We start from the raw sequence: 23,419 nt of genomic DNA on the forward strand, positions 1-23,419 counted from the left end.
GGCTCCTAACCAATCGGTTGAGAAGTTAACACGAGTCGTAGCTTTGCATGAATTAAGTTGATTTGAGCTAGCCCTAAATCAATGTTTCCCTCTACGACAATCCCGACGTTAAGAAGGCGATCGAGCAATTCTAAAATCGACGGATTTGCCGAATGAGTTCCCGGATAATAGCCCCCAGACTGAGGAAATAACGTGCCAATATCGCCCAAATCAATATTAAGATCAGCCAGATCAATTTCAAATATTTCGCACAAATTGATAATTTGCTCTTCTAACTTGCGAACACTTTCTGCCGCTCGTTCTAAGTCAGATTCGCTCAAATCGCCCGACTCCATCCGCCGAATCACCTGTGCCTCCATTAGTTGCCGCACTAGCTCTACAACTGTTAGTAACAGCGGAGCTAGCCCTGCGTCTTTCTTCTTAGGAAACTCTAGACCAGATGCAGGCATTGCTTGAATTTGAGAATTCGTCAGAGACATTCAACCCTCGGTTCGAGATAAAACTGCGCTACCGATCGTTCATTTGCTGATTGCGAATTTGGCGGCGCGTTTCATGGTTCACCATCTGACTGTACCCAGCCATCATTCTTCCCCGATCCACTGCTTGGCTAGAGATCTCCATAATGCTAGATATGGCTCAAAAGCTGGGAATGGTTCGGCTAGTTAGCACTTGTTTCATTGTTTTAACGCTGATCATGTCGATTCCCTACTGAGTACTTTTAGCTGACCTTCCAAACTCTCAATCCTTGCCTGCAACTGACGATTCGCTTCAAGCATCTGTTGCGACTGACTGCTAAGGTACGGATCGCTTTCCCACCAGTTAATTCCAATTTCTTTTGCCTTATCAACCGATGAAATGAGCAGCCGAATCCGAATGCTCAGGAGTTCGGTAGAACCCACCGAAACAGAAATATCTCCAGCAATGACAATACCTTTATCTAGCACGCGCTCTAGCACATCTGCCAAGCTAGAGCCTTGAGTGGACGTTGTAATGGCGCGACCTGCGGGGGATGCAGTCATGGTAATTATTCCTCTGAGGTATGAATGCGGTAAGAGGCTTGCTTTCTAGAACCGTTCTGAGAGATGGTTAGTCCTTTGGCTGTTAAAGCTTGCAGCGCATTTGCTACATCCGATCGCCTAATGCCTAATGCAGACTGAATTTCAAACGGACGCGCTTCCTGCTGTTGCTGCAAATATTCGTAGATTTCCTGTTGATACGGCACGGACAAGCTTTCTTCTTTGCTATCAACAGAATCAAAATCGATAGAATCCAGGTTGGGTTCGGGCGAGTCGTCTAGATTCATTAAATCATTGAAGATTGCGAGGCGATCGCCTGGAATTGATGGCAGTATTTCATTGAGTTCTATTTCATGAAATTCAAGAACTGGTGCATCCAACTCGTCATGAAGAGCGATCGGCAGAGAAACCTGAAGCGTATCATTAGCAATAAAGCTGTTGAAGATTTCCCATAAAATATGAGTGGCTTCCTCTAAAGGTAAGGCTGTGCGAGAGAGCAAGAGATCCTGACAAATATCTCGAAATTCTGCGTTCTCTGGCATCACCATGACTTCATGTTCATGACAAACCTTGCCGATCATTAAACACGATCGCAAGCCTGATGATCTTTCATTCGCTGTTCTTTTGCGAAATGCTTTAACGATCTGTACAATTGCTACGGCGCTTTCTCGATCAATCCCTGTTTTTTGAACCACAATTTCTTGCTGCGTCAGTTCATCGGGTTCAGGGATATTGATAGTAATCAGGCGATCGAGTAAAGCATCTTGAGTCGAATGAACCCCGCAGTATTCTTCAGGATTGGAGGTAAAAATACCTCGAAAATGAGGGCTGACTCGGACGTATTCTGACCGATCTTTGTTAGGTGGCAAAACCAGAAGTTTCTCTTCCAATGCAGAGAGCAGAACATTATTAACTTCGGGACGCGATCGATTAAATTCATCATAAACGAGCGTAAAGCCCTCTCTACAAGCCAATGTCAGCCGAGAATCGACCCAATTGTGACGCAGTTCATCCTCAACTTTAACGACACTATGAATAAAATTATCAACAACTTTCTTCCGGGTGTAACCCGTTTGATTACCAATTAAATCCGAGGTTTTGAACTCGTCATCACCAAACATCAGCATGATGGGGCGTGCCAGCAGGTCGGCAAGGTGAAGCGCCAACGTGGTCTTGCCAGTGCCAGCAGGCCCTCGTAGATGCACAGAATATCCTGATTGCAGGTAGCGTAAGGCGCGGGTAGCAACTCGCTGAATGGCGGGAGTACTGACGAATTGCCGGGGATTGGCTTTTAAGACGGTGGTCACAGGGAAATTTCCTCTTGAGCTAGGTAAACGCGATCGCGCTGTGTAATCAACCCTTGCTTAATTAAGGCGCGCAGACTATCAACAGTCTGTGAACGATTAATACCCAAAGCAGACTGAATTTCAGTCAGTCGGGCACCCTCAATTTGCTTGATGTGGCTATAAATCTTCTGCTCCAGCAACTCGTTATCTTGCTGTAAGGTTGGCTGTGTGGGCGGTTGTACGGCAACAGCAGCTTTAATAGTTGCTACAGCAGCTACAGGTATGTCGCTAGAGATTTTCGTTATAGGTGGCTTGGTAGATTGAGCAATGGGTTGAGCGATAGGCGTTGGTGCAAGTTCTTGTGTGGCTCGATCGCTCCTAGGCTGAGTAGGTTTTTGAACAGTAGGCTTTAATTGCTGAATTACCTGATTGCCCCAAACGCTCTCATGAAGGCTGTTGCAGTATGCTCTTAGCTCAGCACGAAACCCTGAGAGTTGTTGAAAGAGTTCTGCTGTTTCTGCTAAACGGCGATCTCGGCTTTCCTGCAACATTTGCTCCATCTGCTGGCCTCGTTCTTTCCGGGCTAGCTCCAGTTCTGCTAAATAGGCTTGTACCTGCTCCTGCAAAGACGCAATATAAATCGCCAGGTTTTGCATCAACTGAATTTGATTCTGATGGCGTTGTTGTTGGCAATTGTTTAGAAAAGTTTGGGTTTCTGATTGGGAATGTTGCATTTGGGCGTGCAAATTCTTTCGTAAAACTTGCACTGAATAATTAAGTTCAGCATGAAATGCCGACAAGTCTTGAGCTAATTCTTGAGACATTAAAGAGCGATCGGCAGCAGTGGTTTCTAAAAAGTCAGCGGTTTGCTGCTGTAACGCTTGAGCAAAGGCATGAAGCTGATGGGATAGTTGCACTGATCGCAATTGGCGATCGAGGCTTACATCAGTTAAAAAATCTTGAGTTTCTTGCTGAAGAGAGTGCTGAAACAGATTGAGGTCACGACGCAATGCAGCAGCCTTTGACTGACGTTCTTGTTGACATCTAGTTAAAGATTCGCGGACTTGCTGTTGTCGTTGCACCAATTCTTGTTGCCGCTGTTTTTTTTGCGATTGCCAAGAGGCTTTAAGAGAAACCACGAATTTTCCTCTAAATAAATGTTGAAAATCAGCCTCATTAAATAGACCATTGCTATCTAATGAGGCTGTGCGGTTACCTAGGCGTTAGGAACAGCAGCTTGCGAAGTTAGTCCGACGGCTTCAGCATACTTCAGGTAGGTTTCAACTGAAGCGATCACAACCCGGGCTTCAATTGCTAGCAGTTCAATTCCGACGAGAGAGACCCGAACCCAAGCATCAATGACAATTCCTTTATCAAGAATGCGATCGACAACTTCAGCCAAACTAGAGGAGGAGTTTACTTTTTCGACAGCCATATTAGTCACCTTTTAAATGTTTTTGGGGATTGTATAGATGCCTTTCTCAATCGGCAGGCATTTCTCTAAAAACAGAGATATGTACATCCTTCCCAGGTTTCAAATAGGGCTAACATTGCGGATTTTTGTAACGTTATATTTCGCATTTTCCTGCCCCACGATTCTCTTGATCGGGTTAGCTTGTCTAAAGAAATGGGCAGGCTATTAGTTAAGGTTTCTGAGGACTAGAGTAACAAGTTTAGCTAACGACAAAAATTGAATTTCTCTTTGTTTTGCAGTTAGGTAACTTGTCTAGATTTAGGAAGTTTTATGCAGCGATGTCATGGATCTGTCTGCTGAAGTTCATATTAACTGTTGTACGCTTTGAAATGGTAATTAAATATTATGATAGGGGTCGATCACTCATCTGCTGATATGCCAAGTGGGTTACTTGGTGTCCAGAGTCGTTTGCATCTCACTGGAAGGCTTGATATAGAAGCAAATGACCAAAAATGGAGCCTTTATCTCTACATGGGGCGATTAATCTGGGCTACGGGTGGCCCTCATCCCGTGCGGCGCTGGTACCGTAATCTATCCCGTCACTGTCCTCAAATTAATGCCCAAGCCGTCACATTTGGAGCTTCGGGCAATATCCAGCGCTGGGACTATGACATTCTTATCAGTTTGGTCAAGCAGCAGAAAATCACGGTAGAGCAGACAGTTGCTCTCATTCGCAGCATCGTGTCTGATGTTTTGTTTGACGTTCTTCAGCAAGAAGAAACCCGGTTCGTTAACTTTAAAGTTGATCATAAAGATGTACTGGATGCGTCTCTGGCACTCGTCAATGCGCAACAAGTTCTTGATGAAGTTCAGCCAATTTGGAATGAGTGGCGGGCTTTGGGATTAGTGGATCATTCTCCTAGCCTAGCGCCTATGCTGCGACAGCAGGAGCTTTTACAGCAGCAGACCTCTGAAAAGATTTATAAAACTCTTGTGGCTTTAGCAGATGGGAAGCGATCGCTCCGTGACTTGGCAGTGCTAATGAAGCAAGATCTAGTGCCTTTAACCCGGATGTTAGTCCCCTACTTTCGCAAAGGTTTTATTGGATTAATTCCCGTTCCCGACTTTCCTTCTCCAGTTGCAAGTGTTTTGGAGGCTATGCCAGCCTCTTCTATTCCAACATCGGGTGTTAAGACTGCGCTAACATCGGCTCCGCTTGTGGCTTGCATTGACGACAGCAAGCGAGAATGCGACACAATGGGAAAAATCTTGACCCAGGCGGGCTATCGGTTCATTGGCATTCAAGATTCAATGCAGGCTCTACCCACACTTTTAGAGCAGAAGCCAGGAGTCATTTTTTTAGACTTGGTGATGCCAATCGCCAGTGGCTACGAGATTTGTTCACAAATCCGTCGCGTCGCTTTATTTAGAAATACGCCGATCGTTATTTTAACCAGTAACGACAGCATCATAGATCGGGTTCGCGCCAAGGTTGTGGGCTCTAGTGGGTTTCTCTCAAAGCCTGTGGATGCAGACAAAGTGTTGGCGGTGGTGCGGAAATATTTAGGAATAGTGGATAGGAGCTAAAACGATGGGAACAGTTTTGTTAGTTGAAGATGGCGTAACCGAAATGCAATTGCTGACAAATTATCTGAAGCAGGCAGGATTAACGGTGATGAGTGCCCAGAGTGGGGAAGAAGCCCAGATTAAGTTAAATAGCCAGAAGCCAGATTTAATTGTGCTGGATGTGATCCTTCCCGGTAAAAGCGGCTTTGAACTGTGTCGAGAACTGAAAGCAGATCCCAGTACTAGCAGCATTCCTGTCGTGATTTGCTCCACAAAAGACACGGACGCAGACAAAATGTGGGGCGATATGTTGGGGGCTAATGCCTATATCCCTAAGCCTGTTGATCCGACAGTGTTTCTCCAGACCATTCGGAAATTGATCAATTAGCGAAGAGACAAGCCATGCTAGAGGTTTTAGATTCTGCTCCGATTGATCAGCAAACGCTCACCGAGTTAGTCGGTGATCTGGGTGATTTTTCCAGTTTGTTTGCTGAGCCTACACCTGTAGAAATTGGACAACGATTTCTACGATTGCAACTTTGCCCTGAAAAAACGGCGTTGCTGGCAGTTGATGAAATTGTGGCGATCGCCACCGCTACTATCACCGATATTTTGCCCGTTCCCCACATGCCAAGTTGTGTGCTGGGGCTTTATAACTGGCGGGGCGCAATGATTTGGCTTGTGGACTTGGGACAGCAGGTTGGGTTCTCAGGAATTTTACAAGCTGGTAGTTCTACCTTCATGGCTGTCATTGTTGAGGTGAGTGGTCAAACCCTGGGGCTTTGTGTGTCACAGGTTCATGATATTGAATCTTACGATCCGCAATTGATTCATGCTCCATCTTTAGAGATGTTCTCAGGACAGTTCTTGCCCTTTGTAAAAGGGTACTTAACGGGCGATCGTACTATCGTTCTCAATCTGCCCGCTCTGTTGCAAGATCCTGCGTTAAGCATTCATTGTCGATAAATTAAAACCCCGATAAATCAAAAACTTACAGTTAGCTATTTCCCGTATCTACGTTCTGAGGCAACTTCTATGACGATATCCCATCAGTCTGAAACGACAACATTAGGTGATTTTGCAGATTTCTTTGCGCAAACAGAACTTCAAGACAAAGAGCCTGAAGTGCTGCCACCCCGAAAGGCTCAGGCTTCTAAAGCAAAGCTGCATCAGCCCGACCTGAGTTCTCAGTCTGCGGCTTTGATTGAGCCGCAAGTGAGCCGTCGTGAAGAAGATAACGCTACACCAGACGACAATCGGGAGTTTTTGCAAGTTGCAGCCGCGTTGTCTAATCTCAAAGCTGAGTTAATCCAGGCGGGATTGTTGCAAAAAAATAATGTCAAGAGTAGTTTTCTACAAGTTACAGAGTTTGTGGCAACTCGCCCTAAGGTTTCGGGGCAAGATAGCTCCCCGTTGGTTGCTCGAAAATTCCGGTATCAGCGACAGCAACTGATGGCGATCGCTACCCAAATGCAGCAAGCTCAGGATTTGGAAACTCTGCTTAGTTTAACTGTGAACAGCGTTCGAGAATCATTAGAAGCTGATCGGGTGTTAGTCTACCGCTTTACCTCTAATAACGAGGGTCAAGTGGTGGCAGAATCTGTTGATTCAGACTGGGCGACGACCTTAGGCAATACCTTGCCAGTAGCAACCTTTGGCACAAATAAGGTCGAAGATTACCTGAGCCAACAGATCATCATGGCAGAAGACATTAACAAGGCAAAGATAACGCCTTATCAGCGGCAGTTGATGGAACAGATACAGGTTAAATCTGTCCTTAGCATCCTGGTCATAATAGCAGGTCAACCGTGGGGCTTACTCGTTGCCCATCAATGTCGAGAACTACGCCAGTGGCAGGAAGTTGAAACAGCGTTACTTTACCAAGTCACCCTGCAACTTGCTACCACCCTGCAAGAAGCCGAGTTTTCACAACAACTGAAAGAGCAATCTTATAAAGAAAATGTTCTGACTAAGCTGATTGACCAAATTCGAGAATCTCTTGATTCGGATACAATCTTTCGGGTCACGACCCGCGAAGTGCGGCGATTGTTGAAGTGCGATCGCGTGGGAATTTACAGATTTCATGAAGATTGGAGCGGTGAGTTCATTGCTGAGTCGGTGGGCGCAGGCTGGCTTTCGGTGATTCAGGAAGAAGAAAACTTGAGTACATCTCCAACCCGCAATCCTGGTGTCTATCAAAATCAGGATTTGAGTAGTTACGATCGCTGTAGCGTTAAAAAATACAGTTCTGCCGCAACGTTAGACACTGATACTTACCTTAAAGATGCACAGGGTGGGAAATATAACCGAGGCGAAAGTTACACGCGGGTAGATGACATTTATACGATGGGCTACACGCCTTGTTACCTGGAAGTTTTAGAAAAATACCAGTGCCGAGCTTATGTGATTACACCAATCTTTCAAGGGACAAAGCTTTGGGGCTTGCTGGCAGCTTATCAAAACTCTGGTGTGCGCCATTGGCAAGATGACGAAGTGACTCTGTTGCTCCGACTTAGTGGATCTTTGGGCGTAGCCTTGCAGCAAGCCACTTATTTGGCGCAAGTCCGCGAGCAGGCTGAACAGAGAGGGATTGCCGTTAAGCGAGAACAAACGGTCAGCAAAATTGTTGAACGAATTCGGCAGGCTCTGGACTTGCAGTTAATCTTCAAATCAACGACTCAAGAAGTCCGGCAATTGCTGAAGTGCGATCGCCTCGCGGTCTATCGCTTCAACCCTGACTGGAGTGGTGAAATTGTGGCTGAATCTGTGGCATCTGGATGGGTTTCCATTATTCAAGAACAGCAAAGTGATGACAGCCTCAAAACAGATACCTACCTTAGAGACAGTAAGGGTGGAGCTTATACCAAAGGGGATGCGTACAACAAAGTTAATGATATTTATGCAATGGACTTCTCTCCTTGCTACATCGAGTTTCTAGAAAAAATGCAGGCTCGATCCTACATAATTGTGCCGATTTTTCAGAAGAATGAACTCTGGGGATTGTTGGCTGCTTATCAAAATTCTGGAGTACGGGTTTGGGAAGAGGCTGAAGTAACCCTGATGGGGCAAATTGCTTCTCAGTTAGGCATGGCGGTTCGGCAAGCAGACTACGTGCAACGGGTTCAAATGCAGACTGAGCAACTCACTAAGGCGGCGAGTCGTGAGAAAGAATTTGGTCAGATTATTACCAAGGTGGGTCAATCTGTTATCGAAATGGTACGCCAGAGCCAGAGCTTAGAAAATATTTTGGGGCAAATTGCGCAGCAGGTTCGACAGGTTTTGCTGGGCGATCGCGTCATCATTTCTCGCTTCGACGCTCATTGGCATAACGAAATTATGGCTGAAGCCGTCGGTAAGGGATGGTCAAAGTTTTTAGAACCCAACAGCCCTATGATTTGGGAAGATGTCTATCTTCAAGAAAGCCAGGGCGGCAAGTTTCGCAAAAAAGAAACGCTAGTTGTCCACGATGTTGCTCAAGGCTCCTACTCTCAGTGCTACAGCAATATCTTGGAGCAGATGGAAGCCAAAGCCTATATGGTTGCTCCGATTTGGGTGGGTTCGCAGCTTTGGGGACTACTAGCAATTTATCAAAACGCCACCCCGCGTCAGTGGGATGCCTCAGAAGACAACCTTTTAACTCAGATTGGCGCTCAATTGGGAATCGGGATTCAGCAGGGCGAGTTTTTGAGCAGAGTCCAGAAGCAGGCACAACAGGAACGAGCATTAGTGAACGCTACGGAGAGCATTCGGCAATCTTTAGACATTGTGAGAGAATCGCTCGATATCCATTCTGTTTTTAGCACCGTGACGCAAGAAGTCCGGCAGTTGTTGAAAGCCGATCGCGTTGCCGTTTATCAGTTTGCATCAGACTGGAGTGGCACCTTCGTTTCAGAATCAGTTTCTACAGGTTGGGAAAGATTGGTGGGCAGTGAAGTGGGCACCAATGTGCGGGACACTTATCTCAAAGAAACCGAGGGCGGACGTTATCGAAATCGGGAAAGCCTGGCGGTAGACGATATTTATACAGCGAACCATAACCCTTGCCACATCGAGCTTTTAGAGAAATTTCAAGCGAGAGCCTATGTGCTGGTTCCTGTATTTGTGGAAGGTAAGCTATGGGGAATTTTGGGGGCTTATCAAAACTCTGGGCCTCGTCAATGGGATGAGTCGGAAGTCACGTTGCTGAATCAGATTGCCTTGCAGCTTGGTTTTGCTCTTAACCAAACCCTTTCACTAGAAAAGCTAAGGAACCAATCTGAACAGTTGACGCAATCGGTAACGCGGGAGAAATCAGCTAACGACAAACTGCAACAGCAGGTCATTCAAATGCTGACCGCAGTGCGACCTGTGCTTTCGGGAGATTTAACGGTGCGGGTTCCGGTTAGCGAAGACGCTGTCGGCACGATCGCCGATGCCTACAACAACACGATTCAAAGCTTGCGCAAAATTGTAACGCAGGTGCAATCAGCCGCCGTTAAAGTGTCGGAAACTTCCAGTAATAGCGAAACGGCGATCGCTACACTCTCTCACGAAGCCCAGCAGCAGTTTGTCCAAGTGACCCAGGCGATCGAACGCATTGAATCGATGGTTAACTCAACTCAGGCGGTGGCAGCCAATGCTAAACAAGTGGAAACTGCCGTCCAGCAAGCAAACCAAACGGTTAAGGCGGGTGATACCGCCATGAACAAAACCGTAGATGGGATCATGGCAATTCGGGAAACGGTGGCGGAAACGAGCAAGAAGATCAAGCGCTTGAGCGAATCTTCCCAAAAAATCTCTAAAGTCGTGAGCTTGATTAGCAACTTCACCACCCAAACCCAGCTTCTAGCGCTCAATGCTTCCATTGAGGCAACCCGTGCTGGAGAGTATGGACGGGGCTTCTCGGTAGTGGCGGATGAAGTGCGATCGCTCTCTCGCCAATCTGCCGAAGCGACCCGTGAGATTGAAAAACTGGTGCAAGAAATTCAGGCAGAAACCGTTGAAGTAACAACGGCTATGGATCTGGGCATTCAGCAGGTTGTCGGCGGCACCAATTTGGTGAACGAAACCCGACAACAACTTAACGAAATTGTGACAGCAACGGCGCAAATTAGCCAGCTAGTGCAAGGAATTACTCAAGCCACCCAAGTTCAGACTCAGCAGTCGCAGCTTGTGACCCAAGCTATGTCAGATGTAGCCGCGATCGCGAATAAAAACTCAACCGATTCAACCTACATCTCAGCTTCCTTTCAAGAGCTACTAGCAACCGCGCAACAGCTTCAGGCTAGCGTTGGTCAGTTCAAGGTGAACTAGCATGGATTCTTCTATTCAAGAGCAGGGCTACTCGTACTTCCTTCCCGAAGCCCAAGATCTCCTGCAAGCGATTGAACAAGATTTGCTGGGACTGAAGGAAGATCGAACCCCAGCAAAAGTTCATAACCTGATGCGGTCGGCGCACACTTTGAAAGGCGCAGCAGCTAGTGTTGGGGTTGAGAGTATTAAAACAATGGCGCATTCTTTAGAGGATGTGTTTAAGTCGCTTTACAATCCTGATGTGATCGTGGATTCAGAGTTGGAAGGGCTGCTGCTAGAAGCCTATGAATATTTGCGAATGCCCGTGACCGCAGCGATCGCGGGTAGCCAGTTCAATGATGCTGAAGTGCTGAAGCAAGCTGACTCAGTTTTTAAACGGCTGAAAACTAAACTGGGCAAAAATTTCGATCCGGGTGCATCGATTCCAACTTCTGCTGAACTAGGGTTTGATATTACTCGATCGATTTTTGAGAGCGGCGTTAATAGCCGTTTAAATGAATTAGAAAGTCTGCTAACAGGTGGCAATGTAGGAGCGATCGCCAAATTACTTCAAACCCATGCTGAGGTCTTCTTGGGTCTAGCAGAATCTCTCAACTTATCGGGTTTTGGCGCGATCGCCAAAACTACCATTCAAGCGCTTAATAGCCATCCTGATCAAGTTTTAATGATTAGTCAGACTGCTCTAACCGATTTCCGACAAGGACAAGCAGCAGTGTTTGCAGGCGATCGGACTTGTGGCGGAGAGCCTTCTCTAGCCCTCAGGCAACTGGCACAGAAAAAACCTGCATTGGCTCAACCCGTACAAAAAACTCTTCATAAGAATTCACCCAAGCATCTAATTAGACAATATCCACGAGTTCAAAAATTGTTGAAAATCTGGAAGCATTTGATTAGCTTGCTGAATCAGCCTATTAAAACCCCTGCATTTTCGCTCCAGAGCCAGTCTAGCCCCATAGCAAAGTCCGAAGCGATCGCTTCAAGTTACCCGCAAGGAACCACCCAGCCCACAAATTCTGCATTCGTTGCCGTTGAGCATTTGCCTAATCAGGACGATTTTTTTGACTTTAATGCTTTGTCCGACCCAAGCGTACCCAATACTTCAAGCCTGCAGCCTCTTGCCAATCTTCCCCCCTTGTCAGAATACGGTTTAGATGCAGGATTATTGGATTCTCTAGATGGGTTGGGTGAGTTGAGCGCTCTAGATAGCTTGGCGGTTGAGATTGAAAGCCCGGTTGCGTCTCCGGTTCCGGCTGAGGTTATGGCTCCAATAGCGATCGCCCCCGAAAAGGTTATTAAAAAAGCCCAGCTTTCGCCTCAAGTCCTATCTAAAAAAGGTCCCTCTTCTGCCATTTCAGTTCGCGTTAACTTAGAACACTTGGAATCCCTCAGCCACTCTGTCGGAGAACTCCTGATTAACCAAAACCGCCAAGCTCTGCAAGATGAACGATTGCAACGGCAGGTTCAGGAATTAGTCGATGGATTAAATCAGCATAAACAAACTTTAACAAGGCTGAGAGATTGGTCTGATCAAATGTTGGTAATTTCTCAAGGAAGAGGCGGATGGCAAGATAGAGGAAGATTTGATCAACAGATAGAAACCAGTTTATTTGACCCACTAGAAATGGATCGTCATAGCGAACTGCACGTTTTTTTGTACGCTGCCTTAGAAGAGTTAGTGCAGCTTGGTGGAACGACAGAAGCAATTGACTGGGCAACTCGACAATTTAGGCAATCTTTAGGAAAACAGGGACAGCTACTCAATCATGTTCGAGATGATTTAATGGAAGCTCGAATGATTCCATTGGGTGCTGTCTTAAACCGTTTTCCACGAGTTTTGCAGCAACTCGTTGAGGTTCATAATAAGCGCGTAAATTTACAAATTCGGGGCGCACAAGTAATGGTGGATAAGGCGATCGCCGAAAAACTATACGATCCGCTGCTCCATCTTGTGCGCAATGCCTTTGACCATGGACTTGAATCTGCCAAAGTACGTCAACAACAAGGTAAGCCCGAAATTGGACAGATTACGATCAATGCCTATCAGCAGGGAAACCGCACTATTATTGAAGTTAAGGATGACGGTCAGGGGCTAAATTTACAAAAGATTTGCCGGCGAGGATTCGAGATGAAGCAGCTTCCTTCCCCTCACCTTAATCAGTGTTCCACCAATGAATTGTTAGAATTGATGTTTCAGCCAGGATTCTCAACTGCTGAAGAAGTGACCGATCTCTCCGGTCGGGGCGTTGGGTTAGATGTGGTACGCAGTCAGTTGCGATCGCTAGACGGAAACGTTGCAGTTCAAACAGAGTTGCACCAAGGCACGACCTTTACGCTCCAACTTCCCCTCACCTTGATGACTGCTCGACTACTGGTTTGTCAGGTCGGCTGTGCTATTTATGCTTTTCTTTCAGATGAAGTTGAGAGAATTATTATCCCGCAAGCTGACCAGATTGAATCAATGACAGGTCAAAGTGTTTTCCATTGGAAACGTGGACAAGATGAATATCCTGTACCTATTTGTCGCTTAGCAGATTTAGTGAATTATAGTACCTCTCTGCCGGAGCAAATCAAAAATGAGATATCTCTCAATGCTTTGCACCTACCTGTTGCAACCGATGCATCTTCGCTGTTGCTGCTGCGCTGGAAAAAGGGTTTCTTAGGGATTTCGGTGGATCAAATTCTAGGTGAACAAGAACTCGTGATTCGTCCTGTCAGCAATGCGATCGCACCTCCTAACTATATCTATGGCTGTAGCATCTTGGCAGATGGACAACTCACACTTGTCGTCGATGGAGCAGCATTAGTTCATCATAGTAACCGTCAAGGAACTGTATCTCAACAATCTACCCCTCAACACTCTGCCTTTCAACAATCTGCTACGGCTCAAGATAACTTTGTATTCCCTGCTCCACTTGCGATCGAACCGCCACTTATACTCGAACCGAAGCCAACGATCGCAGCAAAACGAGTTTTGGTCATTGATGATTCTGCAACAGTGCGCCAAACATTAGCACTGACCTTAAAAAAAGCAGGATACCAGGTGATACAAGCGCAAGATGGGCTAGATGCCATCGCTCAGCTTCAGCAGCACTCTAGCATCCAACTCATTACCTGTGATCTAGAAATGCCTAAGCTCAATGGATTTGAATTTTTAATGCGCTATAAGAAAGAGTTTTCTGCAACTGTTCCGGTAACAATGCTCACTTCTCGCAGCAGCGAAAAACATCGCCAGCTTGCTTTGCAACTAGGAGCCTCTGCATACCTGACAAAGCCTTACACCGAGCATGAGTTGATTAGCACCCTGGTCAGTCTAAGTCCAAAAGTATAAACGTCTCAATATCCCCCGAACCATGCAGTCTACTATCTCTTCTCCGTTTCTAAGTAGTTCTTCTGACCGTTCTCAAGAGTCAGTTCGGGTCATTACATTTATGATCGCCAATCAAATGTTGGCGTTGCCAATGAATGCGATCGTTAAAGTAGTAAGCTGTCCCCCTCAAATGAGCGGCAGTACCAATAGCATTGAGCTATTTCACTTTGGTCAACGTGTGATTACGGTACTCAACTTACACAAACATTTTACTCAATCGTTAGAAGGTTCAAGTGGAAAGTTCTTAGTTATCACCCAGATAAAACACAAAGAACTGTATGCATTTTTAGTTGATACTCCACCTGACTTAATCGATTTACCTGCCTCAACAATTCGACAGATTCCTGAGTCTTATCGACACGGTCATGCCCTAAGTATTGCAAGCTGTGTGGCGGTTTTATCTAAGGAGGAAGGATTAACTTCTATTTTTATAATTGAAGTTGAGCAAATGATTCGAGCTTTGCGTGCGAAGTAGAAGTGCTTACTCTAGGTACGCTTTAAGCCATTCTTCTAAATCTGCCAATTGGTTAAACCTGAGTAATGCTAGACCTAAAGATTTGAGGCGATCGCTCGATAATACAGTGATTTGTTCTCGAATTGACCCAGGTAATTCTCCTAATAACCCAGTCAGCTGGTCTAAAATCAACGACTGACGCTCCTCTAGTCTGCCTTCTTGGCGACCTTCTTGGCGACCTTCTTGGCGACCTTCTTGCTTTGCTTCTTGATAAAACCGCGTTTCCTGAAGTCCTGTAATTTCTAGCATTTTTTCCACCTCTTGCCGTGACAGTTTACTGAACTTGTAGGCAATAATCGTTGTAATGATTCCTATTATGGCGCGAAACTCCGCCTGAGATGCAGTTTCCTGTTTCGATCGCTTCATCATTTGCTTAGCGGCTTCGGAGGCTTTTTTCTGGCTTAATGTACTTAGTACCATGACTGCCAGACCCAGGGGCAACTGCCCGATCGCCCCTAGTTCATTAAGGTAAACGCGATGAACCCGTTGCCCTTTTATTAAATCCTCGTAGGGGCAAAGCCGACTTTGCTCTTTTGAACGAGATGGATAAATAACGACAGCCTGCCAATCACTGAAGCGGTCGCGGTTGCGATAAAAATATAAGAACGATTCACCAAATAACCGTTCATAAAGTAATTCATCTCGCTGGAACTGAACTTCGCAAAAGTAGACAACGCCTATACGATTTTCGGGTGGCAGAAAAACGCCGTCAATGGAAAAGGAGGGTTCTTTAACGGCAACAGAATCAAATCGATACTGGGTCGCGTTCTCAGGAGGATTTTCCAGCATCTCAAATAGGATGGTGGGGAACTGCTGAAAAATTTTGTAGAAAATTGAATCGCGCCGCATGAGATAGATCTAAAAATAAATTAGATCTACTGTACTAGAAGCATTTAAAACTTAGAGTTTATACTCGTCCGACTCAAGCATTCTCCAATTTTTGATTCTTCAAATAAGCAAAAACACTTTTATCGCCAATATCAGGAGGAATTGGTTGAACAATCTTACGCAATGCAAACACCAGGAATAGTACTGTCCATATTGCTAAAAGTACCTTCTCTTCCATTACAGGTAAAAAACCTAGTAGATGCCCTAGCAACAGCAGCGGTACTAGCGGCGTTAAAATCTTTGTCTCAAGGCGATTAAAGCAAGCGGCTTCTTTAAAGAATAATCCAGTTAAAGCTGCAAACGTAAAACCAATGCCCAAAATTGTTGTAGGGTGTTGATAAATGCTCACTGCAAATGGTTCAGCGTAAAAATGCGCTACAACCGCAGCGGCGATCGCTCCAATAATCCAAAAAGCTTGCAGCGCCCGATGTAGCACAACCATATAAATATGAATCGATAGGAGGCTAACGCCCAGCCCCACACAAAAGAGCGTGTAAAGCGGACTAAGAGCCTGAAGCAGAGCAGGGCGATCGCCCTGACAGAGAACTATCGTGCTACCGATGGCAAAACTGAGGGCGGCAACCATTAAGCCTGCTCGGTAGATCATCACGCCCTGGCGATCGCTTTGCTCAATCGTGAACTCGCCAAATTGTCCCTGATAAATGACAGGTTGTTGTGTGTCCATTACTGTATCTCCATACATATCTTTATTCTGCCTTAGGATATCAGTGTAAAAGATTAAGGGATTGTCAAAAGAAGTCTAAAATCGCTCCATAAAACGTTGCCCGATCGCTGCTTCAAGAAACTTTATCTTCAATAAACTTAACTAATTCTTTTATCTCAATTCATAGTGTTGAATCATAAGACAAGGTTAAAGAACGCTACTGTTACCCAATAGCAAGCATAGGATGCAGAAGTTATAGTGGGCGAAAATTCGTCTCTTAATTAAAAGCCACCAGAGCCGTAGGTCACAGCAGCACGTTTGTGAGGTTAGGCGATCGCTGGGTAACAACCCAGATTTTTTTTGACTCAACTGCATACTGAGGAGAATCAATGAAGGTCAGCATAGTTAAAGAAATTGAAATTGGTGAGCGCCGCGTCGCGGTCGTTCCTGATATTGTCAGTCGATTGGTTAAGCAGGGGATGGAAGTTTGGGTTGAAGCAGGTGCAGGAGAGCATTCCTTCTTTTCAGATGCGGCGTATGAAGCGGCAGGAGCAAAGATTATCACTGATCCTGAGCAGCTTTGGTACGTCGATCTGGTGCTTAAGGTGAATCCTCCTCAAGAGCGGGAAGATGGACGGCACGAGGTGGACTTAATGAAGGAAGGAGGAGCCTTGATTGGATTTCTGAATCCTCTGGGTTCTCCGGCGTTAATACAGCGGCTTGCTGAACGAAAAGTTACTGCCTTTGGACTAGAGCTAATTCCCCGTACCAGCCGTGCGCAGAGCATGGATGCGCTGTCCTCTCAAGCGGGTGTTGCTGGATACAAAGCAGTACTTTTAGCGGCAGCGGCTTTGCCTAAGTTTTTCCCGATGTTGACAACAGCAGCCGGAACGATCGCCCCTGCTAAGGTGTTGATCATTGGTGCAGGTGTGGCTGGATTGCAGGCGATCGCCACCGCTCGACGTTTGGGCGCATTGGTGGAAGCTTTTGATATTCGTCCGGCGGTGAAGGAAGAGGTGCAGAGTTTGGGGGCGAAGTTTGTCGAAGTGAAGCTTGAGGAAGAGACGGTGGCGGCAGGTGGCTATGCCAAGGAAGTTTCGGAGACAGCGAAACAGCGAACACAGGCGGCGATCGCCGAGCACGTCAAAATGTCTGATGTGGTCATTACCACCGCTCAAGTCCCTGGGCGGCAAGCTCCGCGTCTGGTCACCGCTGACATGATTGCCGAGATGAAACCTGGTTCTGTAATCGTCGATCTTGCTGCCGATCAAGGGGGGAACTGCGAAGGCAGTGAAGCAGGAAAAACAGTCGTTAAAGGCGGCGTGACCTTGATTGGAGAATCGAATCTTCCTTCGACAGTGCCTTTTCATGCTAGTCAAATGTATGCCAAAAATATTCTGACCTTGGTGCAATTTTTGGTTAAGGATGGCGTTCTGACTCTGGACTTTGATGATGACATTGTTTCGAGTGCTTGTGTCACCCATGGGGGAGAAATTAAGAATCAGCGAGTCAAGGATTTGTTAGGCGAAACAGTGGGAGCCAAAGGCTAAGAAAATTATGGTAGACGGAATTATTGCTGGATTAGTGGTGTTTACGTTGGCTTCATTTGTTGGGTTTGAGGTGATTAATAAAATTCCGCCGACGCTGCATACGCCGCTAATGTCGGGTTCTAATGCAATTTCTGGAATTGCTGTGGTCGGTGCACTTTTGGTTGCGGGTGAACGCAACTGGAGCCTGACGGTAATTTTGGGTTTGTTGGGCGTAATTCTGGCGACGATTAATGTGGTCGGCGGTTTTTTGGTGACCGATCGGATGCTGCAAATGTTTAAGAAGAAGGAAGTAAAGACATGAGTGATTTTATCCCTACCAGCATCCAACTCAGTTATTTGGTTGCCTCGGCGTTATTTATTGTCGGTTTGAAACAATTGGGTTCCCCGGCGACGGCGCGGCAGGGCAATTTGATTGGGGCGATCGGGATGTTGATTGCGGTTGTCGCAACGCTTCTGGATCAGAAAGTTCTGAATTACGAAATGATTGCAGTGGGTATTGCGATCGGCGCGGCGATCGGCGCAATTATGGCGTACAAGGTGCAAATGACTTCCATGCCCCAAATGGTGGGTCTACTGAATGGCTTTGGGGGGGCGGCTTCTGCTCTGGTTGCAGTCGGTGAATTTTGGCGGGTGATTCATACTGTCGATGTCGTTCCGGTTGATGAAACGGTGACGATCGTATTAAGTATTTTGGTAGGTGGCGTAACTTTTACGGGCAGCCTGCTGGCGTTTGCAAAGCTGCAAGAGCTAGTGCCCGGTGCGCCCATTACTTTCGCGTTTCAGCAGCCGATTAACTTGGCGATCGTGATCACCTTTTTAGTGGGCAGCGGGTTATTGATTTCCAATCCCCATGACCCGTTGATCTTTTTAATCTTGACTGGGTTGTCGCTTATTTTGGGGGTCTTGTTTGTACTGCCGATTGGCGGTGCGGATACTCCTGTTGTGATTTCTTTGTTGAACTCTTTCTCGGGCGTTGCTGCTAGTGCTGCTGGGTTTGTATTGATGAACAATATTTTGATCATTGCCGGGGCGTTAGTGGGGGCTTCAGGCATTATTTTAACTGAGCTAATGTGTCGGGCGATGAATCGGACGTTGGTGAATGTGTTATTTAGTGCGTTTGGTTCTAGTAAAACGGCAGGCGGTGAAAGTGCGATCGCCAGTACCGACGATCGCACCGTGCGATCGATTGATGCCGAGCAAGGCGCAATGATGTTGGGCTATGCGCGATCGGTGGTGATTATCCCTGGTTACGGGATGGCAGTTGCCCAGGCTCAACACGCCGTTCGGGAACTCTCAGACCAGCTAGAGCGCTTAGGTGTTGAAGTGAAGTACGCTATTCACCCGGTTGCTGGACGGATGCCGGGACACATGAACGTGTTGCTGGCAGAAGCGAACGTGCCTTACACCCAGCTTTATGATATGGACGATATTAACCCAGAGTTTGAACGGACGGACGTAGCGTTGGTGATTGGTGCCAATGACGTGGTAAACCCAGCGGCGAAAACCAATGCGAGTAGCCCCATTTACGGGATGCCGATATTGGAAGTGGATAAAGCGCAGCACACCATTGTCATTAAGCGAGGAATGAGTGCGGGATTTTCGGGAGTAGAGAATGATTTGTTTTATAAGAGCAAAACAATGATGCTGTTTGGTGGCGCTAAAGATGCAATTACGCAGCTTGTAGCCTCGGTGAAGGAACTGTAGATCTTCTAAGCTAAGGATGAGTCAAAAGTTTGACTCATCCCTAGATCAAGTATTTACGAGAAAATTTTAAATCAGATCCACTACAGGCACAGTATGAAGGGAACCTGAGGAGCCGATATGAAATACCAATTGGCTTTTACACCTAGCGCAGAATTGGATATTGCGTACTTTGAATTCTCTATACGGCGTGTCATTATCGATGCAATCAAAAATATCTGTTGGTCGATGCAAATGTGCCTACGAAGCGGCGAAAACAACTGAGGGAGAACCAAATTGCGCCTTGGGAGTTAAGAGTCGGAATTCACCGGGTTTTCTATGAGTTTGAGAGCGTCACTATGGTTAAAGTCGTGGCGATTGGGTATAAGGATCATAATGACTTATTCATTCAAGGCAAGAAGGTTGAACTATGAGAACCCTAGATTTGAGCCAAACCCAGATCAGTTTAACAGAATTATTACAGGCAGCCCGTCAAGAGTCCATTAGGATCTTGAGCGAGGATGGCAATGAGTTCATTCTGGAAACTGCTGATGAGTTTGACCGAGAAGTAGCTGAGTTAGGACAAAGCGAGAAGTTCATGTCGTTTTTGGCTGAGCGTTCTCAAGAACCTAGCAGTATTAGTCTTGAAGAACTTGAGCAGCGATTACTGTAAACTCAAAAACTGCCGCCTTTCCTTGTTATTCTTGTTTTAGCCAGGGGTACGGAAGGAGAATAACAGATCTACTTATTGGAGGCGATCGACTCGCAGGCAGCAGAACTTCCAAGTGACATTTCTAGCCAGAGGAAGAAAATGAGAAAACAAGCGAGGTTAAGCGTGATGTCTGAAGGTTCGGTGTACATTATGCAAAATCCTGCTTACCATGAAAATCTGTTCAAGATTGGGCGTACAGCGCGTAATGCTCAACAAAGAGCAAGTGAAATCGAAGAAAACTTGAAGAAGTTTCTTGGACGCTTCAGAAAAGGAAGATACATTACTAAAACTTATCATAATTCTTTTTCTCATCACCCTTTGAAAATTTACTACCGGAAAATTAGGGCAGAAAAGGGTAAGATAACTTTTGTTAATATCTACATTTCGGTTTCTGGCTGACACGCTGGCTGTTTTCGTAAAGCAATTAGAATCGTAAGAATTTTCCCAAAGACGTGCTGAGCTAGTTTTCGTTGAGCATTGCAGAAGGGCAATTATGCGAACTAGATCTCTTTAGAATCTTTGCCTAGTAAAAGCGTTCGAGTTAAGAGCGTAAAGCCCTAAGCTTTTCGTGCTGACGAAGTGTGATTTTCTATCTGGCAAACGGAAGTATACGTGCAAGCAAATATTACTCTTGACCCGTCGGATTCTGGATTTTCATCCAATCGCGATCGCACCGCCGACGTACCTTTTACGCTCCAAGATTTGAAGGCAGCAATTCCTGCCTACTGTTTTGAACCTTCGGTTTGGAAGTCGTTGTCTTACTTCTTTTTAGATATTGGCGTTATCGCTGGACTTTACGCGATCGCCCATGCTCTCAACTCCTGGTTCTTTTTTCCTTTTTTCTGGTTAATGCAGGGAACTATGTTTTGGGCACTTTTTGTAGTGGGTCACGATTGTGGGCATGGCTCGTTTTCTAAAATCAAATGGTTAAATAGCCTGATTGGGCATCTTTCGCACACACCGATTTTGGTGCCGTACCATGGCTGGCGGATTAGCCATAGAACGCATCATGCCAACACGGGCAACCTGGATACGGATGAAAGCTGGTATCCGATGAGCCAAAGCAAGTATGAGCAGATGCCCTGGATTGAGAAGCTGTTCCGGTTTTATTTGCCGCTGTTAGCTTACCCTATTTACTTGTTTCGCCGATCGCCGGGTCGTCCGGGTGGCTCTCACTTTCTCCCTAGCAGTCCGCTGTTCCGTCCTTCAGAAAAGTGGGACATTATTACTAGCTCTGTCTGCATAGGTTTGATGGTCGGGTTCCTAGGTTTGGTAACTTACCAGTTCGGTTGGGTGTTCTTGGTGCAGTATTATTTGGCTCCCTACATCGTATTTGTAATGTGGTTGGATCTTGTGACGTATCTGCATCACACCGAAGCAGATATTCCTTGGTATCGGGGTGAGGATTGGTATTTTTTGAAAGGCGCTTTGTCTACGATCGATCGCGACTATGGCTTCATCAATCCAATTCATCATGACATTGGCACCCATGTAGCACATCATATCTTTTTGAATATGCCGCACTATCATCTAAAAGCGGCAACAGAGGCAATCAAGCCTATTTTGGGCGATTATTACCGCAAGTCAAACGAGCCAATCTGGAAGAGTTTTATGCGTTCTTTCAAGGATTGTCAGTTTGTACCTGACCAAGGTTCAGGCGTGTTTTACCAGCCTAAGTAAGATGGTTTGGTCGATAGATTCCTGGTTCTTAAAAGGAGCCAGGAGTTTTTTTAGGCGGGTAATTTTAGCGTGAAGCTGTCTCTGAGATGAAAGTCTGGCTCTTTCCCAGGGTGTTTGAGCGCCCAATAGGATAAATCTCCGTTGGTGTGCTTGACCACAGCGGCGATCGCCGTTTCTAGCCCTTGGCTGGCTGCAAAAATTGCGCCCAAGTTAAGCTTCAAGGCGATCGACAGGGCATCGGGTTCAGTTTGCACACTAAAGGGCAGGGTTGGAAACGCAGTTTCCTCTTTCAGACCCTGGCGATAGTCGCTAAAGCCGTAGACATTCCAGTGACCTGCTGGAGAGAGGTTGAACTCCCAATATTGTTTATCGTTTTTAGTGCCTAAGAAAAATTCAAAGCAGGTAGCTTCCCAAAGTTGGCTCTGTCGAGTAGGAGTCGCAGCAGGGGCAATCACTACATCGGTCAAATCGCCTAAAAGCGAGTAAGAAATAGTCAGCACGTTGGCACGCCGAGCAACGGTGCCAATGATTTCTAAATCATTGGGGGGAGTTTGGGAAAAGGACTGGAGAGAAAAGATCTGATCGCTCATTGCAGGTCACGGATAATAGTGCGAAGGGTCGCTTCTTGGAGTTCGATGCTTTCTGTCAGCTTAAACTGAACGAGCGCCCGAATGAGATTATGTTCGGGATACTTTACCTTGAAATAGACGTTTCCTGACAGGTAATCGGTAAAAAACCGCAGCCCTAGCTCAAAAGCAATCAGACGAATCGCATCGTATAAGTAGAAGTAATCATTTTCAGTGAAGAATGCTTTGACTACAGAAAAATAGCCCTGTAAAATTTTTTGGCAAAGATCCGGCTCAAACTGAACGGTTTGCCAATGCTCAGTTTCTTCCCCAATCGGGTTACAGCCCGATCGCAAGCAATCGCCGATATCGTAGTGAACTAGACCAGGTTTAACGGTGTCGAGATCAACAACACTAATTGCTTGATGAGTAGCAGTATCGAACATGACGTTATTCACTTTGGGGTCGCCATGCATGAGGCGAAGGGGAAGCTTGTTTTGGGCTTTGGCAGTTTCCAGGATAGATGCCCAGGTCTGGCGATCGCTGATAAATTTTAAGCAATAATTGACTTCAGATGATTGCGTTGGAATAGATTGCGACCCTTGCAGTATCTGCAAAGCAGCCCGCACTTGCTCATAGCGCTGAAGATAAAGTGGTGTGATGTGAAATCCTTCTAACGTATCGGCAAGTTTTTCAGGGGGAAGATCACTGATAAGGTTGTGGAACATGCCGAGGGCATAGCCAATTTCTTGAGCTTGTTCAAGATTTTGCAAAATGTTGAAGGATTGTGATCCTTTGATGTAGCTAATGGCGCGCCAGAAGGAGCCAGTGTCATCGATCCAATGGGTTTGAGCATCTTGGGTGAGGAGAACTTGCGGCACTTCCCAGCGGCGATCGGGCGGGGAATGGTGGAGGCGATCGCTCACATGTTGTGTGTAAATGCACATATTCTGCATCACGAGTTGGGGCTGGCGAAAGACCTGCGTATTGATGCGTTGCAGGATAAATTGCTCTTCAGAGGATGTCTGAGAAGTATCAAAGATTCTTACACTTGCCCCCCAACCCCCCATTCTGGGGGACTTCCGAACCAATGCTCCTTCAAAGTCCCCCAGAATGGGGGATTTAGGGGGCGGATCGGATAGCAATCTAGACTTCTCAGACATCGTCTCAGCTAACGCATCAATTGTTACGAGGAACGTATCGTTAACATTGCCATTTCCAAAA

The 23,419-nt window shown here is 46.2% G+C and carries 21 protein-coding genes; 12 read left to right on the top strand and 9 right to left on the bottom strand.

Annotated elements, in window-relative coordinates; translation table 11 throughout:
* Positions 1–5: 5 nt before the first annotated feature.
* The 5 genes from KME11_07825 to gvpA all read right to left on the bottom strand — a co-directional run bounded on the left by KME11_07825 (position 6) and on the right by gvpA (position 3,737).
* Positions 6–479, bottom strand: a complete 474-nt coding sequence (locus KME11_07825) for a gas vesicle protein K (GenBank protein ID MBW4515118.1) — start codon at positions 477–479, stop codon at positions 6–8.
* 213 nt (positions 480–692) lie between these two features.
* Positions 693–1,019, bottom strand: a complete 327-nt coding sequence (locus KME11_07830) for a gas vesicle protein (protein ID MBW4515119.1) — start codon at positions 1,017–1,019, stop codon at positions 693–695.
* Positions 1,020–1,024: 5 nt separating this feature from the next.
* Positions 1,025–2,323, bottom strand: a complete 1,299-nt coding sequence (gvpN, locus tag KME11_07835; GenBank protein ID MBW4515120.1) for a gas vesicle protein GvpN — start codon at positions 2,321–2,323, stop codon at positions 1,025–1,027.
* A complete protein-coding gene (gene gvpC, locus KME11_07840; GenBank protein ID MBW4515121.1) occupies positions 2,320–3,441 on the bottom strand; it encodes a gas vesicle protein GvpC in 1,122 nt (373 codons plus the stop codon). Before gvpC ends, gvpN begins: the two co-directional genes overlap by 4 nt.
* Before the next feature lie 77 nt (positions 3,442–3,518).
* Positions 3,519–3,737 (bottom strand): gas vesicle structural protein GvpA, encoded by a 219-nt coding sequence (gene gvpA, locus KME11_07845; protein ID MBW4515122.1) that lies wholly within the window; start codon positions 3,735–3,737, stop codon positions 3,519–3,521.
* Positions 3,738–4,121: 384 nt separating this feature from the next.
* Here gvpA and KME11_07850 point away from each other — a divergent pair, with 384 nt between their 5' ends.
* The 6 genes from KME11_07850 (at position 4,122) to KME11_07875 (ending at position 14,416) form a co-directional block, all read left to right on the top strand.
* A complete protein-coding gene (locus KME11_07850) occupies positions 4,122–5,303 on the top strand; it encodes a response regulator (GenBank protein MBW4515123.1) in 1,182 nt (393 codons plus the stop codon).
* A gap of 4 nt (positions 5,304–5,307) precedes the next feature.
* Positions 5,308–5,670, top strand: coding sequence for a response regulator (locus KME11_07855; GenBank protein ID MBW4515124.1), 363 nt, complete (start codon positions 5,308–5,310; stop codon positions 5,668–5,670).
* 14 nt (positions 5,671–5,684) lie between these two features.
* Complete coding sequence (locus tag KME11_07860) at positions 5,685–6,248, top strand: chemotaxis protein CheW (protein ID MBW4515125.1); 564 nt, start codon at positions 5,685–5,687, stop codon at positions 6,246–6,248.
* A gap of 69 nt (positions 6,249–6,317) precedes the next feature.
* Positions 6,318–10,574 carry a GAF domain-containing protein gene (locus KME11_07865; GenBank protein MBW4515126.1) on the top strand — a complete coding sequence of 1,419 codons (4,257 nt, stop codon included), beginning with the start codon at positions 6,318–6,320 and terminating at the stop codon, positions 10,572–10,574.
* 1 nt (position 10,575) lies between these two features.
* Positions 10,576–13,902, top strand: coding sequence for a response regulator (locus KME11_07870; GenBank protein MBW4515127.1), 3,327 nt, complete (start codon positions 10,576–10,578; stop codon positions 13,900–13,902).
* A gap of 22 nt (positions 13,903–13,924) precedes the next feature.
* Positions 13,925–14,416 carry a chemotaxis protein CheW gene (locus tag KME11_07875; GenBank protein ID MBW4515128.1) on the top strand — a complete coding sequence of 164 codons (492 nt, stop codon included), beginning with the start codon at positions 13,925–13,927 and terminating at the stop codon, positions 14,414–14,416.
* Between the two features lie 6 nt (positions 14,417–14,422).
* Here the strand turns inward: KME11_07875 and KME11_07880 are convergent, their stop codons facing one another.
* The gene (locus tag KME11_07880; GenBank protein MBW4515129.1) at positions 14,423–15,304 is read right to left on the bottom strand and encodes an Rpn family recombination-promoting nuclease/putative transposase; all 882 of its coding nucleotides are present in this window, start codon (positions 15,302–15,304) and stop codon (positions 14,423–14,425) included.
* A 73-nt stretch (positions 15,305–15,377) separates the two neighbouring features.
* Positions 15,378–16,028, bottom strand: coding sequence for a DUF2301 domain-containing membrane protein (locus tag KME11_07885; GenBank protein ID MBW4515130.1), 651 nt, complete (start codon positions 16,026–16,028; stop codon positions 15,378–15,380).
* A gap of 368 nt (positions 16,029–16,396) precedes the next feature.
* Between KME11_07885 and KME11_07890 the strand changes: the two genes are divergently transcribed.
* The 6 genes from KME11_07890 to KME11_07915 all read left to right on the top strand — a co-directional run bounded on the left by KME11_07890 (position 16,397) and on the right by KME11_07915 (position 21,629).
* Positions 16,397–17,557 carry a Re/Si-specific NAD(P)(+) transhydrogenase subunit alpha gene (locus tag KME11_07890; protein ID MBW4515131.1) on the top strand — a complete coding sequence of 387 codons (1,161 nt, stop codon included), beginning with the start codon at positions 16,397–16,399 and terminating at the stop codon, positions 17,555–17,557.
* A 7-nt stretch (positions 17,558–17,564) separates the two neighbouring features.
* Complete coding sequence (locus KME11_07895) at positions 17,565–17,858, top strand: NAD(P) transhydrogenase subunit alpha (GenBank protein ID MBW4515132.1); 294 nt, start codon at positions 17,565–17,567, stop codon at positions 17,856–17,858.
* Entirely contained in the window at positions 17,855–19,261 is a 1,407-nt protein-coding gene (locus KME11_07900) for an NAD(P)(+) transhydrogenase (Re/Si-specific) subunit beta (GenBank protein ID MBW4515133.1), read from the top strand. The genes KME11_07895 and KME11_07900 overlap by 4 nt, the downstream gene beginning before the upstream one ends.
* Before the next feature lie 406 nt (positions 19,262–19,667).
* On the top strand, positions 19,668–19,910 hold the full coding sequence (locus KME11_07905) for a hypothetical protein (GenBank protein ID MBW4515134.1): 243 nt from the start codon (positions 19,668–19,670) through the stop codon (positions 19,908–19,910).
* A gap of 75 nt (positions 19,911–19,985) precedes the next feature.
* Complete coding sequence (locus KME11_07910) at positions 19,986–20,348, top strand: GIY-YIG nuclease family protein (GenBank protein ID MBW4515135.1); 363 nt, start codon at positions 19,986–19,988, stop codon at positions 20,346–20,348.
* A 225-nt stretch (positions 20,349–20,573) separates the two neighbouring features.
* Positions 20,574–21,629: a DUF3474 domain-containing protein gene (locus tag KME11_07915; protein MBW4515136.1), complete on the top strand. Its 1,056-nt coding sequence runs from the start codon at positions 20,574–20,576 to the stop codon at positions 21,627–21,629.
* A 50-nt stretch (positions 21,630–21,679) separates the two neighbouring features.
* Here the strand turns inward: KME11_07915 and KME11_07920 are convergent, their stop codons facing one another.
* Both KME11_07920 and KME11_07925 read right to left on the bottom strand, forming a co-directional pair.
* On the bottom strand, positions 21,680–22,219 hold the full coding sequence (locus KME11_07920) for a DOMON-like domain-containing protein (protein MBW4515137.1): 540 nt from the start codon (positions 22,217–22,219) through the stop codon (positions 21,680–21,682).
* Positions 22,216–23,358 (bottom strand): aminoglycoside phosphotransferase family protein, encoded by a 1,143-nt coding sequence (locus KME11_07925; GenBank protein ID MBW4515138.1) that lies wholly within the window; start codon positions 23,356–23,358, stop codon positions 22,216–22,218. Before KME11_07925 ends, KME11_07920 begins: the two co-directional genes overlap by 4 nt.
* Positions 23,359–23,419: the final 61 nt, after the last annotated feature.

Source organism: Timaviella obliquedivisa GSE-PSE-MK23-08B (assembly GCA_019358855.1).
Classification (GTDB): Bacteria; Cyanobacteriota; Cyanobacteriia; order Elainellales; family Elainellaceae; genus Timaviella; species Timaviella obliquedivisa.